At 68.4% G+C, this 13,987-nt stretch carries 10 protein-coding genes and 2 pseudogenes; 6 read left to right on the top strand and 6 right to left on the bottom strand.

Translation table 11 applies throughout. The features are described from left to right. Positions 1 to 178: 178 nt before the first annotated feature. Positions 179 to 436 (top strand): annotated as a pseudogene (locus ABZX22_RS11195) (BlaI/MecI/CopY family transcriptional regulator); the annotation flags it as partial. Positions 437 to 456: 20 nt separating this feature from the next. Here ABZX22_RS11195 and ABZX22_RS11190 read toward each other — a convergent pair. Both ABZX22_RS11190 and ABZX22_RS11185 read right to left on the bottom strand, forming a co-directional pair. Beyond that, a complete protein-coding gene (locus ABZX22_RS11190; protein ID WP_354907530.1) occupies positions 457 to 1,704 on the bottom strand; it encodes an MFS transporter in 1,248 nt (415 codons plus the stop codon). After that, a complete protein-coding gene (locus ABZX22_RS11185) occupies positions 1,701 to 2,768 on the bottom strand; it encodes a PLP-dependent cysteine synthase family protein (RefSeq protein WP_354907529.1) in 1,068 nt (355 codons plus the stop codon). The genes ABZX22_RS11190 and ABZX22_RS11185 overlap by 4 nt, the downstream gene beginning before the upstream one ends. Before the next feature lie 718 nt (positions 2,769 to 3,486). Between ABZX22_RS11185 and ABZX22_RS11180 the strand changes: the two genes are divergently transcribed. Then, positions 3,487 to 4,776, top strand: a complete 1,290-nt coding sequence (locus ABZX22_RS11180) for an aminotransferase class V-fold PLP-dependent enzyme (RefSeq protein WP_354907527.1) — start codon at positions 3,487 to 3,489, stop codon at positions 4,774 to 4,776. A gap of 11 nt (positions 4,777 to 4,787) precedes the next feature. Here ABZX22_RS11180 and ABZX22_RS11175 read toward each other — a convergent pair whose 3' ends face one another. From ABZX22_RS11175 to ABZX22_RS11160, 4 genes are all read right to left on the bottom strand, one after another. Next, positions 4,788 to 5,618, bottom strand: coding sequence for a MerR family transcriptional regulator (locus ABZX22_RS11175; protein ID WP_354907526.1), 831 nt, complete (start codon positions 5,616 to 5,618; stop codon positions 4,788 to 4,790). Positions 5,619 to 5,650: 32 nt separating this feature from the next. Then, positions 5,651 to 7,075 (bottom strand): serine hydrolase domain-containing protein, encoded by a 1,425-nt coding sequence (locus ABZX22_RS11170; RefSeq protein WP_354907525.1) that lies wholly within the window; start codon positions 7,073 to 7,075, stop codon positions 5,651 to 5,653. A 287-nt stretch (positions 7,076 to 7,362) separates the two neighbouring features. Then, on the bottom strand, positions 7,363 to 9,150 hold the full coding sequence (locus ABZX22_RS11165; protein ID WP_354907524.1) for an APC family permease: 1,788 nt from the start codon (positions 9,148 to 9,150) through the stop codon (positions 7,363 to 7,365). Positions 9,151 to 9,304: 154 nt separating this feature from the next. Then, the gene (locus ABZX22_RS11160; RefSeq protein ID WP_354907522.1) at positions 9,305 to 9,811 is read right to left on the bottom strand and encodes a hypothetical protein; all 507 of its coding nucleotides are present in this window, start codon (positions 9,809 to 9,811) and stop codon (positions 9,305 to 9,307) included. Positions 9,812 to 10,180: 369 nt separating this feature from the next. Between ABZX22_RS11160 and ABZX22_RS11155 the strand changes: the two genes are divergently transcribed. The 4 genes and pseudogenes from ABZX22_RS11155 to ABZX22_RS11140 all read left to right on the top strand — a co-directional run bounded on the left by ABZX22_RS11155 (position 10,181) and on the right by ABZX22_RS11140 (position 13,680). After that, complete coding sequence (locus ABZX22_RS11155; protein ID WP_354907520.1) at positions 10,181 to 10,807, top strand: serine hydrolase domain-containing protein; 627 nt, start codon at positions 10,181 to 10,183, stop codon at positions 10,805 to 10,807. A 97-nt stretch (positions 10,808 to 10,904) separates the two neighbouring features. Further along, entirely contained in the window at positions 10,905 to 12,341 is a 1,437-nt protein-coding gene (locus ABZX22_RS11150) for a trypsin-like serine protease (RefSeq protein WP_354907519.1), read from the top strand. Positions 12,342 to 12,967: 626 nt separating this feature from the next. Beyond that, positions 12,968 to 13,180, top strand: a pseudogene (locus tag ABZX22_RS11145) (metalloregulator ArsR/SmtB family transcription factor); the annotation flags it as partial. A 167-nt stretch (positions 13,181 to 13,347) separates the two neighbouring features. Continuing rightward, positions 13,348 to 13,680, top strand: coding sequence for a YnfA family protein (locus tag ABZX22_RS11140; protein WP_354907518.1), 333 nt, complete (start codon positions 13,348 to 13,350; stop codon positions 13,678 to 13,680). Positions 13,681 to 13,987 lie beyond the last annotated feature (307 nt).

Below are 13,987 nucleotides of genomic sequence, written 5' to 3'. Positions count from 1 at the left end.
CCTCCGAAACAGATCAGGAATCGATGCCTGAACGGTACGAATCCATCCGCTGCCGAGGCATCAGGCATCCGACTTAGGTGGCCGACCCATCCTGCTGTTCGCCGCGGTCGCGTGGCGGGCTGCGAGCTGTAGCCTTCGACTGTCAGGAGAACGAACGCGGCAACGGGAGGCATCGCGGATGCACCTGGGCAGTCTCGAGCGGGCGATCATGGAGTCCCTCTGGCAGCGGCCCGACGGTATGTTCGCTCAGGACCTCGCGGCCGGGCTTCCCTCGCAGCCGGCCATCACCACCGTGCTGACGGTGCTCGTCAGGCTTTCGCGCAAAGGCATGGTTTCGAGAGAACGCGTGGGACGGGCCCACCTGTACAAGGCCGCCGTGGAGAAGGACGCCGTCGTCGCGGAGGCCATGCGCGCCGCGCTCGACGAGGCGACCGTGGGGCGGCGACGCTCCCGACGTCAGGTCGCGGTCGCCGCCGCTCGTCCGGCGGTCAGCCGGTCGCGGTTCGCCAGGCGCCTGACGGCGGCCGCCGAGGCGAGGCCGACGACGGTCAGCGCCGTCCACGGCAGGCTCGCCCAGGCGGTGGACGCCGTCACGTCGACCATGGCCCCGAAGAGCAGGTAGCCGGCCAGGATGCCCGCACCGGACAGCAGGTTGTACAGCCCGTAGTAGGTGCCGACCAGGTGGTCACCCGCCATGTCGGCGATCGTGGCCATCTCGAAGGGGTAGGCGACCAACGTGCCCGCCGTGAGCACCAGCGTGCAGGCGATGGCGGGCAGGACGGCCCAGGGCCACGGCAGCGACAGGTGCGCGGACATCGCCATCGGGACGAACGACACGCTCATGAGGACGAGCCCTGCGCTCATCGCCCGTCCTCGGGTCCAGTGGCGGGAACACCAGGCGGTCAGCCGTACCTGGCCGGCGATCCCGAGCAGGGCCGACAGCGCGTACAGCACCGCCACCGAGCCATCGCCACCACCGTTGCGCTGCACCTCCAGGGGCAGGCCCAGGTAGATCTGGAACGACAGGCCGTAGGAGGCGATCATCGCCGCGGCGAACGCCAGGAACCCCCGGTCGCCGAACGCCTGTCGCCACTCACGAGAGACCGGGGGCCTGGCCGGCGAGGCCGTGTCCCGCCGTTCCGGGAGGTAGATCCCCTGCAGGACCGTCAGCACCGCGAAGATCGCCGCCGCGGACAGGCACACCACGGTGAAGCCGCCCTTCAGCAGAACGATGCCGAGGAGCGGCCCGAGCAGGATGCCGCCCTGGTAGAAGACATTGAACACGGCGAACGCCGCCACCTTGCGGTCACCCGCCTCCCGGGCCAGGTAGGCCCGGGCCGCCGGGTTGAACAGCGCGCCCGCCAAGCCCGTCACGGCGGCGGCCGCAAGCAGCACCGGCAGCGCGGTCGACAGGCCGAACAGCGCGAACCCGAGCGTGCGCAGCGCGCAGCCGGCCATGATGACGCGCTTGCAGCCGAGCCGGTCGGCCAGTGTGCCGCCGATCAGGAACAGCCCCTGCTGGCTCAGGTTCCGCAGGCCCAGGACCAGCCCGATCGTCCAGGCGGCCAGCCCCACGCCGGTCGCCAGATGCTGGGCCAGATACGGCATGAGCATGTAGAAGCCGAGGTTGATGCCGGCCTGGTTGACCTGCACCAGCTTGATCGGTGTCTCGAAGGAGCGGAACTGCCGCAGCGTCTCGATCACCGTGCGCCTCCGCCGGAGGACGGCAGCGGGTCGGTCACGCCGGCGCATCGCGTCCAGCGGTGGACTTCGCGCTCCGACGGCGCCCCGATCACGTCGGGCTCGTCCGCGGGGACGACGTCGAGCAGCCCGTTGGCGTGGCAGTAGCTGTCGTCGAAGATGGTGTCCCAGTAGCGCCACGGACCGTCGGGAAAGATCGCGACGATGGTCTGGCCTGCGGAGGTGCCGGCCAGCCAGCGGGCCACCAGCGCGACCGCGCCGGTGCTCCAGCCGCCGGAGATGTAGTGCTGGACGGCGAGAGTACGGCAGGCCCACACCGCCTCGGGGGCGCTGACCCAGTGCACCTCGCTGAAGGAGTCGTAGGCGACGTTGCGCGGATGGATGCTGGAGCCGAGCCCGCGCATCAACCGCGGCCTGGCCGGCTGGCCGAAGATGGTGGAGCCCACGGTGTCGACTCCCACGAGCCTGAGGTCGGGGAAGTGGTGGCGCAGCACCTTGGAGATGCCGGCGCTGTGCCCGCCGGTGCCGACCGAGCACACCAGCACGTCGATGTGTGGGAGGCGGGCCAGCAGCTCATGCGCCAGCCCGGCGTAGGACTCGACATTGTCCGGGTTGTTGTACTGGTCGGGACAGTAGGCGCCGGGTGTGTCCCGCAGCAGGGAGCGCACCCGCGCGCGGCGGGCCTCCTGCCAGCCGCCCACGGGATGCGGCTCGGTGACGAGTTCCAGGCGCACGCCGTAGGAGGTCAACAGCCGCCGCATGAGCGGCTCCATGCCGGGATCGCCCACCAGCACGACGGGGTGGCCGAAGACGATTCCCGCCAGGGCCAGACCGAGGCCCAGGGTGCCGCTGGTCGACTCGATGATCGTGGCCCCTGGAGCGAGGTCTCCCCTGGTGCGGGCCTGGCGCACCATGTGCAGCGCGGGCCGGTCCTTGATCCCGCCGGGATTGAAGCTCTCCAGCTTCGCCCAGAAGCCGCCACCGCCCGGTACGAAGGGTTCGGAAACAAAGGTGATCGGCGTGTTGCCGACCGCGACAGAAAGCGAGGAATAGGGACTTGACGGCATGGTGAGGAGTGGCGCGAAAGAAAGTGGAGACGGCATTTATCCCTCAGGTGATCGGCTTTTGTTCGGGCATGGCGAAGCGACCGCCCTGCCCTGATCAGGAATGACGAAACGAGAAATCGTCGTCCTATGCGCGCATCACGCAGAGGTCGGCCAGGGCCGTCCTGGAGAACTGTGTCGTGCCTGAATTCGGCGCGTGGAGAACGCGGGCCGCCTGCGTCGGCGAAGGTGGCGCACCCGCCGGGCAGAAAGACGTCAAGGGGGCGGCCGGAACCGAGAGGTCCTGCTCCATGCCGTGATGGTGCCGCGCCGGGAGTTCGTCATGGGCGCATGCCGTGACCTGCGAGATCGCCGTCGCGGTCGGAGCGCTCGCGTGCGAGTGACCGTGCACGTCATGCCCGGCCGCCTCCGACAACACCAGCGCGGCACATGCTCCGCCATGGGCGAAGACGACTCCGACGATCATGGCGAGGACAACCAACGCCTGCGCCATTATCCGGCCGGCGCTTGTGGCGGCGGGTCGGCCCGAGCGGGTTGATCGTGTCGCAATCATCACTGTCGATGATGCCCGGGGTCGGGCAGGACGCGCCCTGCGAAGACAAACAGTTTCGCAAAACGTGAGCGCTTTGTGTCGCCCCGTCCGCGGGTTAAAAGGAATGCTGTCCTCGGGGGCTTCGGCCACCCTGAAGTTGATTCTTGAGACGTATACGGAGATGCTTTCATGACGCTGTCCAGACGACATGTGATCGCCGGATTGGGTGCGCTGCCGGTCTGCGGGACAGCGGCTTCCGCGCTGCCCGCCGTACCGGACGAGGTGACTCCCGAGGCGCTCGCCCGTGATGATCGATTCTGGGGCGCCGTCGCGCGGCAGTTCAGGGTGGACCCGGATTACGTCAACCTGGAGAACGGCTACTACGGGATCATGCCGGAGCCGGTACGGCGGGCCTACCACAGCAACGTCGACCACCTCAACGAGCACAACTCCCACCTGCTGCGCACCGAGTACAAGCCGCGCGCCGACCTGGTCCGCGACCGCATCGCCGCCCTGCTCGGCGTCTCCCGGGAGGAGATCGCACTCACCAGGGGAGGCACCGAAGCGCTCCAGAACCTCGTCTCGGGGTACAACCGCCTGCGCCCCGGCGACACCGTCATGTACGCCGACCTGGACTACCACAGCGGGCAGTACGCGATGAACTGGCTGCGCGAGCGGCGCAGGGTGTCCCTGGCGAAGATCGTCATCCCCGAGCCCGCCACCCGGCAGGCGGTGCTCGACACCTACGAACGGGCCCTGCGCGACCACCCCGGCCTGAAGCTGCTCCTGCTCAGCCACATGAACAACCGCACCGGGCTCGTCACACCCGTGCGGGAGATCGTCACCATGGCCCGCCAGGCGGGCGTGGACGTCATCGTCGACGCCGCCCACTCCTGGGGACAGCTCGACTTCACCATCGCCGACCTCGACGCCGACTTCGCCGTGTTCTCCCTGCACAAGTGGATGAGCGCACCCCTCGGATCAGGCTTCCTCTACATCAGGAAGCATCGCCTGCCCGACATGGACCGTCTCTACGCCGACGAGACCTTCCCCGCGACCGACATCCGCTCCCGTGTCCACTCCGGCACCATGAACGTCGCGCCCATCCTCACCGTCGACGCCGCACTGGACTTTCATGAGTCCCTCGGCGCCGCGGTCAAGCAGGCCCGGCTCCGCCACCTGCGCGAGCGGTGGGTCAACCAGGTGAAAGACATCGCCAACCTGGAGATCCTCACCCCGGAGGAGCCGGAGATGTACGGCACCATCACCGCCTTCCGCATCTCGGGCCGCACCTCGCAGGCCGACAACGTGGCCATCACCGACACGCTGATGAAGACCTATCGCATCTTCACGGTCCAGCGCGGGGGAGTGACACGCGGCGACTGCGTGCGGGTCACCCCCGCACTGTTCACCTCGACGGACGACGTGGATCGCCTCGCGGCCGCCCTGCGGGACATCGCCTGGCGCATGCGGGTGTGATCAGCGGGCGCTCACACCTCGCTCGACCCGGCCTCGCAAAACCAGGAACGGACCCGGGACGAGGCGGCGATCCGACCTTCGCCCGGGTCGTCGTGGCCTCGTCCCGGCGAACCGGGCGAGGGCGAGCCCTCCATGAGCCGGGCGAGGCGGTCCCACGCCGGGGATGAGGCTCCGGGCTGGGACTGCGCGGCCAACCGCGCGATGGTCGCGTTGTGCACGGGGCGGGTCTCGGAGGGGCTGTGGTGCCCGGCGAACCAGTTCCGGGTACGGTCCGCGAGGGCGGGCAGGCGGGGATCGCTCGGCGACCAGTCGTAGGCGGCGTCATGTTCGAGGTAGAGGGCGCGGAACTCGGGATCGCTCATGAGCTCGCGCTTTTCGGTGATCCACACGCAGGCGTCTGCGGGTGAGGCTGTCTGCATGAGGATCCAGCCGTCGCGCTCCAGGTGCACCTGGCGCTCGCTGACGCCGAGTTCGCGCAGATCGTCGAGGTAGTCGGCGACTTCGGGGGAGACGAAGAGCCGGTCGCCGCCGCTCAGCTGGGCGAGTTGATCGCGGGTTCGCCGCAGCTGCGCGATGCGGTCCTGGAGGTTGTGGTCGACCTCGGCGATGGCTGCCGTGAGCGTGTCCGGGTCGGCGTCGACAAGGTCTTTGACGCGGGCCAGCGGCACGCCCGCGTGCGCCAGCGTCCTGATCTTGACGAGCTTGACGGCGTGCTCGGCGGTGTAACGCCGGTAGCCGGACGAGTCGCGGTCGGGCTCGGTGAGCAGACCGCGCTCGTGATAATGGCGGATGGCTTTGATGGTCACTCCGGCGTAGTCCGCGAGCTGGCCAATCGTGAGCATGCCGGACATCCTTCCACCCCGGCGGGGAGCGGTCAGGCCCGGCGGGTCAGGCGGCCGCCGCCGTTGCGGAAGCGCGCCTGGCCGTCGCGGACGTCGTGGTAGGAGACGAGCAGCAACCGCAGGTATCCGTCGAACGCCTCCAGCGGGTAGCCGGCGGGTGCGAAGAGTCCCGGCCGAATCGGCACGTAGCGCTGCGGCGGGCCGGAGGTCATGCCGCCGGCGAACTCGGTGAAGATCCGCTCCTGCGACTCGTCCGCCGGCTCGTAGGCCGTGCGCTCCTCGAGCTGGCCGTCGACGATGCTGACGTCGATGCGAAGCTGGTTGGAGCGGTAGGTGCCCACGTAGGGGGTCAGGTCGACGTCCTCCTGCAGTTCCGTGACCAGCTTGGGGATCCGGACGCCGAGGTGCTCGCTCAGCAGCCATTGCAGGAGCTGGTCCTGCAGCATGATCGCGCCCGGGCTGTTGCCGTAGGCGGCGAAGACCAGGTCGTGCTCGGGCAGGACGCACAGGAGGGAGACACCGCCGGGCGAGGCGCCCGACATGGCCAGGACGGTCGTGTCGCCGAACGGGTACAGCACCCAGCCCAGGCCCATCGGCGGGGTGTTCGGGCTGTCCATGTCGTACGAGACCTGCTGCATCAGGGCGGTCGACCCGGCCGACAGGACGCGGGTGCCGGAGGGGGAGACGCCACCCGCGAGGTGGGTGCGGCCGAAGGCCAGCAGGTCGGCGATGGTGCCGATCGGCGTGCCGCCGGCCGGTCCCCAGGTGTCGGGCAGCGTGAACATGGTCGTGGGCTTGGCCGTCATGGTCTCGGGGTCCAGGAAGTGGCCGACCGCCGTGCCGCGCAGGATGGCCTGCTCGGCGGAGGTGCTGGAGTCCTTCATACCGACCGGGGCGTAGACCTCGCGGGCGAGCAGGTCGTGGAAGGGCAGGCCGGTCACCACTTCCAGCAGGCGGCCCGCGACGATCATGCCGCCGTTGGAGTAGCTGAGCTGCTCACCGGGCTCGAACAGGGTGCCGCACCTGCTCGCGAGGCCCTCGACGTAGGCCTTCAGGGCGTCGCGGCCCTTGTCGTCGGGGAAGTACAGGTCCGCGTCGATGCCGTTGGTGTGGCCGATCAGGTGCCGGACCAGGATCCTGTCCGCCGCGCCCGGCGCGGTCAGGGCGAAGTCGGGCAGGTACTTCACCACCGGCGTGTCGAGGTCCAGCAGTCCACGATCGACCTGCTGGAGGACCAGCGTGGTGGTCAGGACCTTGGTGACGGAGCCGAAGAGGAATCCGGTGTCGTCGAGCATCGGTGCGCCGGTGGCGACGTTCGCGGTGCCGTGGGCGACGACGATCTGCTCACCGGCGTGGTAGACGCCGGCGACGAACCCGGGGACGCTGTTGGCCTCGCAGTAGGCGGCGGCCTGGTCGTGGATCTGGGCTTCGACGGTGTGCAGCGCGTTGTTGTTCATGCGGAGTATCGTCGAACCTTGACCCAGGGGCAAGGTCAAGCCGGAACACGAAAATCCGGAAGCGCCTGATGAGACACCTCGCCGGGCGGCCGGCCCGTCAGCAGGCCGGCCCGCGCGCCCGTCGCCTGTCCACGCGCGCCTCGAACCTGTGGGCGGCGGGCGCGACCTGGCCTGCCGCTGTGCCTGGCGTTCGCGGCGACACCGGCCGTGCGCGGTCTGCGGAGGCGGTGACAGCCGTAGGCCGCTGAGCCGCGCAGGCCGGGCCTGCCTTGTCGCGTGGACGAGCCTCATGACACGCGGAAGCGCATGCGGCACACCACTGCCTCGGTACGGCGGCGCAGCGCCCTGGCCAGCACCGCGCCGCGCTGGTTCTGCAGCATGCGCTGCCAGGCGTGCTCCGGCTCGACCTCGGCGATGAGCACGAAAACGTGCGCCTCCGGCACCCGCCCCAGGTAGTCGACCAGCGGTTCGTCCAGCCGCCGGTGGGCGTCGAAGAGCTGGACGAGCTCCACCCCGGGATTCCACCGGTCCCAGTCGTCCACGAACCGGCGGGCCTGCGCCTCGTCCTCCGGGTGGGTGATGTTGACGGCCACCACCCGATCGCCCAGCGACAGTGCCGCCGCGAGCGCGTCACGCGTGAGCCGGGTGACCGCGTGCACGGGCACGACCACGAGGGAACGCCGGGGACGGGGCGGTGCCGGGACGGCGCCGAGCCCGAGCCGGGTGCCGATGCGCGCGTAGCTGCGGTTCACCCATTCCATGCCCGCCACCATGAGCGGCAGGGCGACCACGATCAGCCAGCCGCCCTCGGTGAACTTCGAGAGCGACACCACGACCGCTGCCACGCTGGTCAGCAGCGCGCCGAAGCCGTTCAGCAGGGCGCGCCACCGCCAGCCCGCCGGGCGATCCCTGACCCAGTGCCTGACCATGCCGGCCTGCGACAGCGTGAACCCGACGAACACCCCGATGGCGAACAGCGGCACCAGCATGTTCATGTCGCCGGCCGCGACGACGATCAGCGCGCCGCTGGTGACGGCCAGGAAGGCGATGCCGTACCGGTGGACCTGCCGGTCGGCGCGCAGCGCGAAGAAGTGCGGCAGGTTGTTGTCCGAGGCGAGCAGTTGGGCCAGCACGGGCAGCCCGCCGAAGGAGGTGTTGGCGGCCAGCGCCAGCAGGATCACGGTGGAGAACTGCACCAGGTAGAACAGCCACCCGTCACCCAGCGACGCCTGCGTCACCTGGGCCAGCACGGTCACACCGTCGGCCGGGACGATGGAGAACTTCTCGATGAGCGCGGCGATGCCGATCAGCATGGCCGCCAGCAGCCCGCCCAGCGCCACTTCGGCGTGCCGGGCGCGCCGTATCCGGGGCTGTTTGAAGGAGGGCACCGCGTTGGCGATGGCCTCCACGCCGGTCAACGACGCGCACCCGTTGGCGAACGCCTTGAGCAGCAGCAGTACGCCGACCGTCTGCAGGCTCTGCGCCTGGTGGTGCGCGTCGATCGCGGGCTCGTTCCTGATCAGGCCGGCGATGACGACCAGCAGGATCGCGGCCACGTAGATCGCGGTGGGCGCGATGAACGCGCGGGCGCTGTGCGCGATGCCCTTCAGGTTGATCGCGGTCACCAGCGCCAGCACGCCCAGGCAGATCCACACCGTGTACGGCAGCAGCCCGGGGAAGGCCGAGGTGAGCGCGGCCGTCCCGGCGGCGACGGAGACCGCGACGTTGAGCACGTAGTCGATGACCAGCGAGGCGCCCGCGACCAGGCCGGCCCGCCGGCCGAGGTAGGTCCTGGCCACGCCGTACGCGCCGCCGCCCTCGGGGAAGGCGGCGATGACCTGCCGGTAGGAGAACGTCAGGACGGCCAGCAGCGCCGCGATGGTGAGCGTGACCGGGATGGTGAACCCGAGTCCTGCCCCACCCGCCAGCGCCAGGACCAGCACGATGGCCTCCGGCCCGTAGGCCACGGAGGCCATCGCGTCCAGCGAGAGCGCGGCCAGACCGCCGGCGACTGAGAGCCGGTGTTCGTCGCCGCTATCGACAGGCTCCTTGGGCTTGGCCTGAACAGCAGTCATGAGGAACTCCTGGATGAGCGATATCGCCACTCATCGTGCTGCCGCAAAAGACGACATATCCCCATCCATACGCACTGTTGACGCTGGACCGGAGGATAACCACGCGCGCTATATGGGTCGCGTCACTGTCTTCAACGGGACCTTCAGGCTGGCCTCACTCCCACAGCCAATCGCCCGCCCACACCCTGATGCAGGTGACCTCGCTGATGTGTCGCGCTCCACAGTGATCGCCTGGCATCACCAGATGCGGCCCCTGCTCGTCGAGATCCCGGCAGTCCATGCTGACGGCCAGCAGCGCCGCGGTGTTACCGAACTCGGGGTCGATCTCGCCCCACGACAGGACCGCCCGATGGCCGTCGCGGCCCTTCACCGCGACCAGGAATCGCAGCCGATCCTTGCGTTCAGCCGGGTCGAACAACGGCTCGGCAAGCCGCAGCACGTCGATCAGCAGCGGCCCGGTGAAGTAGTGCCGTCGCGGCCCGGACGAGCGGCACTGGAAGTTCACCGTCATCTCCCGCTGCGGCATCTCGCGGAGCATCGCCACGCTGAGCCAGGCCGGTACCCGTACCTCTCCTGACAGAGCCAACTCGCCGCCGGTGCGGCGATCGATCGACGCGGGTTCCACCGGCCCCTCCTCGTCAGATGACTGCGAAACGCCCATGTCCACGATTATCGATCGCCATACTCATCTGCAAGCCATCTCGCTGCTATCCATCGCAGATGCAAGCCTTCTGCCGGGCTGGCTGTCGCGAATGGGGGGCGCGTCTCGCGGCTTGACGTTGGTAGGGCTAGCCATACCCGACAATTCGGGTATGGGGGATCAATCGTGACGTACGTCCGCCGACATGCTGGGCAGCGTCACATTTCGTCATCCAGCAGGGAGTCCCTTGATGAGTCTTTTCCCCGCCATGTCACCAGCGTCCACCCGTCTGCTGGCCCTGGTCACCGTAGGAGCCGTAGCCGCCGGCACCCTCGGTCTTGGTACGGCTGCCGCCGGCGCCACCACGCGGACCAGTCCCGACGACGTCGCGTGCAGACGAGCCTGAACAAGCTGGTCGGCACCGGCGACTTCCCTGGTGTCGTCGCGGCGGTGCGGGGACGCGACGGGCGGGTGCGTGACTACACCGCCGGGGTGGGGGACCTGGAGACGAAGGCCAAGGTGCCCGTCAACGGGATGGTACGGATCGGCAGCCACACCAAGACATTCACCGCCACAGTCGTCCTGCAACTGGCCGGTGAGGGCAAGATCGACCTGGATGTGCCGATCGAGAAGTACCTGCCCGGTGTGGTCCGTGACAACGGCAACGACGGCCGCGAGATCACGTCCCGCCAGCTGCTGCAGCACATCTCCGGCCTGCCGGAGTACACGCGGTTCCCGACGGTGACGGGCGCCCGGCACACCTATTTCGAGCCACGGGACCTGATCGACAAAGCCCTTGGGCAGAAGCCGCAGTTCGCCCCCGGCAAGACCTGGCAGTACAACAACACGGGATACGTCCTGCTCGGCCTGATCGTGCAGAAGGTCACGGGCCGGCCCATGGGAGAAGAGGTCACCAACCGGATCATCAAGGCCGATCACCGACATCGTCCGCAGCTGGGCCAACCACTCGCCCAACTACGGGCTCGAACTGCGCACGCCGGACGAGAGCAGTCCTGACGACAACTACCGTGGGTTCGCATCCTCCGAGTACGGCACAGCGGAGGCGACGCCCAAGCTCACTGTCACGTACCAGAGCTTCGGCGGTCCGACGATCGTGAACCCCGCCGGAAGCGACGGGGTCGAGGTCTTCACCGCCCCCGACCGGTGGCAACGCGATTCCCTGCCGATGGCTGAGGCGCAAGCTCATGCCCTGGACGTGGCTGACACCCGCGTGGCCGCTCATTCGTCAGCGCTGGCGACGCCTCTCGTCGACATGGTGACAGGAGCGGTGCACATACCGGCGGTGACTGCGGAAGGTCAGAGCATCGCCGCGGAGGCGGTTTCGGGAACGGCCTACCTCAGCAACGGTGATTCTGACTGGACTGTCTCCGGCGAGTTCGAGGGCAGCGCCGAATCCGATGCGGATGGCGACGGCGTCCCAGGCGTAACCGAAGGTTTCACCTTCAGCCCGAACGTCCAAATGGTGCCCCATAGTGCCGCCAAGCTCGGGTCCATCATGGCTGAAGTGCTCAATCTCGATGCCGAACTCCCCGGCGGAGACAAGATCCTGGCCGCCGGCCTCTGGCCGGAACGGAACCAGGTCATGCTGCAGGCCACGGAAGTGAGCCCGCAGCTGCGGCTGGCGTTGGCGCAACGCTACGGAGTCACCGCGGTCTCCATCTGGCTGCGGTCCGGCCTGGAGCGTCCGATCCCCCTGGTCCAGCATGCTGCGGCCGAGGACAAGTGCCCCCTGGACGCGCAAGGTAAGGAGCGTGAGTGCCGCCTGAAAGACGGGGTCGTCGGCGAGACGATCGGTGATCTCGACCTGTACATCAACGGTGGGAGCCGATACCTGACGTCAGCCGGTGGCTGCTCGACAGGGTTCGCCTGGGGCACGGCGTCCCAGAACTACTACATCACTGCCGGGCATTGCCTCCCGGACGGTACGGCCCCCGCCGGGGCGGCAAGGCTGACCGACAATTCCGGTACGCTCGGCGACCTGGCAGGGACCAACTATCGCAACAACGTAGGCACCATCCCCTACCCGGCGAACGCCGGCAAGTATGGGGACCTGGCGCGCATGAAGCTGACAACACGTGTGCACACCGCCTCCATTTTCTCCGGTGGTCCCACGTCCACGACCAAACGAGAGGTCGTCGGTAAATGGACCCGCAGCCCTCGCAAGGGCGACCGCTACTGCACCGGCGGCTACAAGAAGGGCGAACTGTGCGGCTGGGTCGTCCAGAACGCCAGGACGTCGGCCGAGTACCGGAGTTCCCCCACTGATCCGACCGTCGAGCGGGTCGAGAACGTCTTCGAGGGATCCAAGGACGGGGTATGCAGCCAGCAAGGCGACTCCGGCGGACCCGTCTACACCATCATCCAGCCCGGCTATCCGAGCGTAGGGGATGTGGTGGCCAAGGGCATCATCAGCGGCGGACGCGATCAGGCGAACAGTAATATCCTCTTGAGCTGCAAGAACTACTCCACGGATATATGGTATGCATATGCCGCATTCGGTGGCGACATCAAGAAGCGGAAACTCGACTAGACCGAGGTAGCCCCGTGACGAAATCCCGCTACGGCTTGCGAGGCATCGCGCTCGTTCCAGCAGCCCTTCTGTTGAGCGCATGCGGAGGCCAGGCGGATTGGCACAGCATCGACTCCGTCGCGGTTGCCCCCGACGGACGCACACTGACTGCCACGCTCACGTTCGGGGCCCCCGCGGAAGATGGCACATTCTGCGAGAAGATCACGGACACGGTCGTATCCGAGTCGGCAACGAAGGTGACCATAGGAATCAAGGTCAGCGACACCTGTGAGCCATTGTTTCCATGGCAGGAACGAATGAGCTCCAACCTTATGGCGTACTACTACAAGTATGACCTGCACCTGAAGCGGCCTCTTTCGGAGCGACCCGTGATAGACCGAGCAGACCAGCGGGAGATCGCCAGACAATAACAGGCAATGGTACGGCCGCGGGTGCGTTCGCGCATCCGCGGCCGTACCATACCGGAACGGCTGAGCGCCGTATTCGGATCGCGTATAACAGGCCCGAGAACGGTCAGAGAGTTTCGAAGGCTGAGGCCATGGCGGTTCGAGGCTGAAACCGGTACCGGTGCTGAGGCCATCGGCCAGTCGGGTCCAGCGGGCGGGGTTCGCGGGCAGCGCCATCAGGCCAGTCACGAGGGTGGCGAGGCGTGCGTGTGCGACCTGACCGCGAGCTTCGACCTGGCCCAGCCGACGATCAGCCACCACCTCAAGGTGCTCAAGGACGTCGGCCTGCTCACCAGCGAACGGCGCGGCTCCTGGGTGTACCACCGGATCGTGCCCGACCGGCTCGCCGAACTGTCGGCGCTGCTCGCCGTACCGGCTGAGGTGGCCCGATGAGGCGCCGACTGCTGGCCGAGTTGGCAAGGACCAGCCATGACGGCGCCGCACGCCCATCCCGCCCCCGACACCGATCCCTCCCAGGCAGCGGTCCCCGCAGGCAGTGCCCGTCTCCGCCGGTGGCCCCGCCGCCGCGCGCCATGGCCCGGCCTGGTGCAATGACGGCCATGACGATCGCCCGTTCTCTCCTGTTGTTCGCCCTGGCTGCGCTGTTCGAGATCGGTGGCGCCTGGCTGATCTGGCAGGGCGTGCGCGAACAGCGCGGCCTGATCTGGATCGGCGCCGGTGTGATCGCCCTCGGGCTGTACGGGTTCGTCGCCACCTTCCAGCCCGACCCGAACTTCGGCCGCATCCTGGCCGCCTACGGCGGCGTGTTCGTCGTCGGCTCCCTGCTGTGGGGCGTGATCGCCGACGGCTTCCGCCCCGACCGCTGGGACGTCATCGGCTCGCTGATCTGCCTGGCCGGTGTCCTGGTCATCATGTACGCGCCGCGCAGCTGATGAGCTGAGGCACTCGAAGATCGCCTTGTGCGTCGCGGCAGCCGCCGGCGCTGTGACCATTGCCCTTTGCCTTGCCCTTGCCGTCCGTGCCATGAGGCTGAACCAGACCCACACCGGGGACCGCCACATCCTCGGCAGCCGGAATGGGTGATCGCGGGCGTCCGGATGCGCCGCCTGAGCGGCCGGCAGACGCACTCACCGAGCTTCCTGGTCGAGGTTGCCGTGCGCTTCCGCCGAAAGGTCCTGCCAGTCGGCCCAGGTCTTGAGCCGGTCGGCGTAGACCTGCTGGAGCATCGGGTAGAAGCCC

The organism is Nonomuraea sp. NPDC003804, from assembly GCF_040610675.1.
Classification (GTDB): domain Bacteria; phylum Actinomycetota; class Actinomycetes; order Streptosporangiales; family Streptosporangiaceae; genus Nonomuraea.
The sequence above is the reverse complement of the archived record's forward strand: the minus strand, read 5'-3'. Positions and strand labels throughout refer to the sequence as shown.

Bases quoted from the DNA above. Each gene is read 5' to 3' on its own strand.
- ABZX22_RS11185 (WP_354907529.1), bottom strand. From the start codon at position 2,768: ATGCCGTCAAGTCCCTATTCCTCGCTTTCTGTCGCGGTCGGCAACACG.
- ABZX22_RS11180 (WP_354907527.1), top strand. From the start codon at position 3,487: ATGACGCTGTCCAGACGACATGTGATCGCCGGATTGGGTGCGCTGCCG.
- ABZX22_RS11175 (WP_354907526.1), bottom strand. From the start codon at position 5,618: ATGCTCACGATTGGCCAGCTCGCGGACTACGCCGGAGTGACCATCAAA.
- ABZX22_RS11170 (WP_354907525.1), bottom strand. From the start codon at position 7,075: ATGAACAACAACGCGCTGCACACCGTCGAAGCCCAGATCCACGACCAG.
- ABZX22_RS11165 (WP_354907524.1), bottom strand. From the start codon at position 9,150: ATGACTGCTGTTCAGGCCAAGCCCAAGGAGCCTGTCGATAGCGGCGAC.
- ABZX22_RS11160 (WP_354907522.1), bottom strand. From the start codon at position 9,811: ATGGGCGTTTCGCAGTCATCTGACGAGGAGGGGCCGGTGGAACCCGCG.
- ABZX22_RS11140 (WP_354907518.1), top strand. From the start codon at position 13,348: ATGACGATCGCCCGTTCTCTCCTGTTGTTCGCCCTGGCTGCGCTGTTC.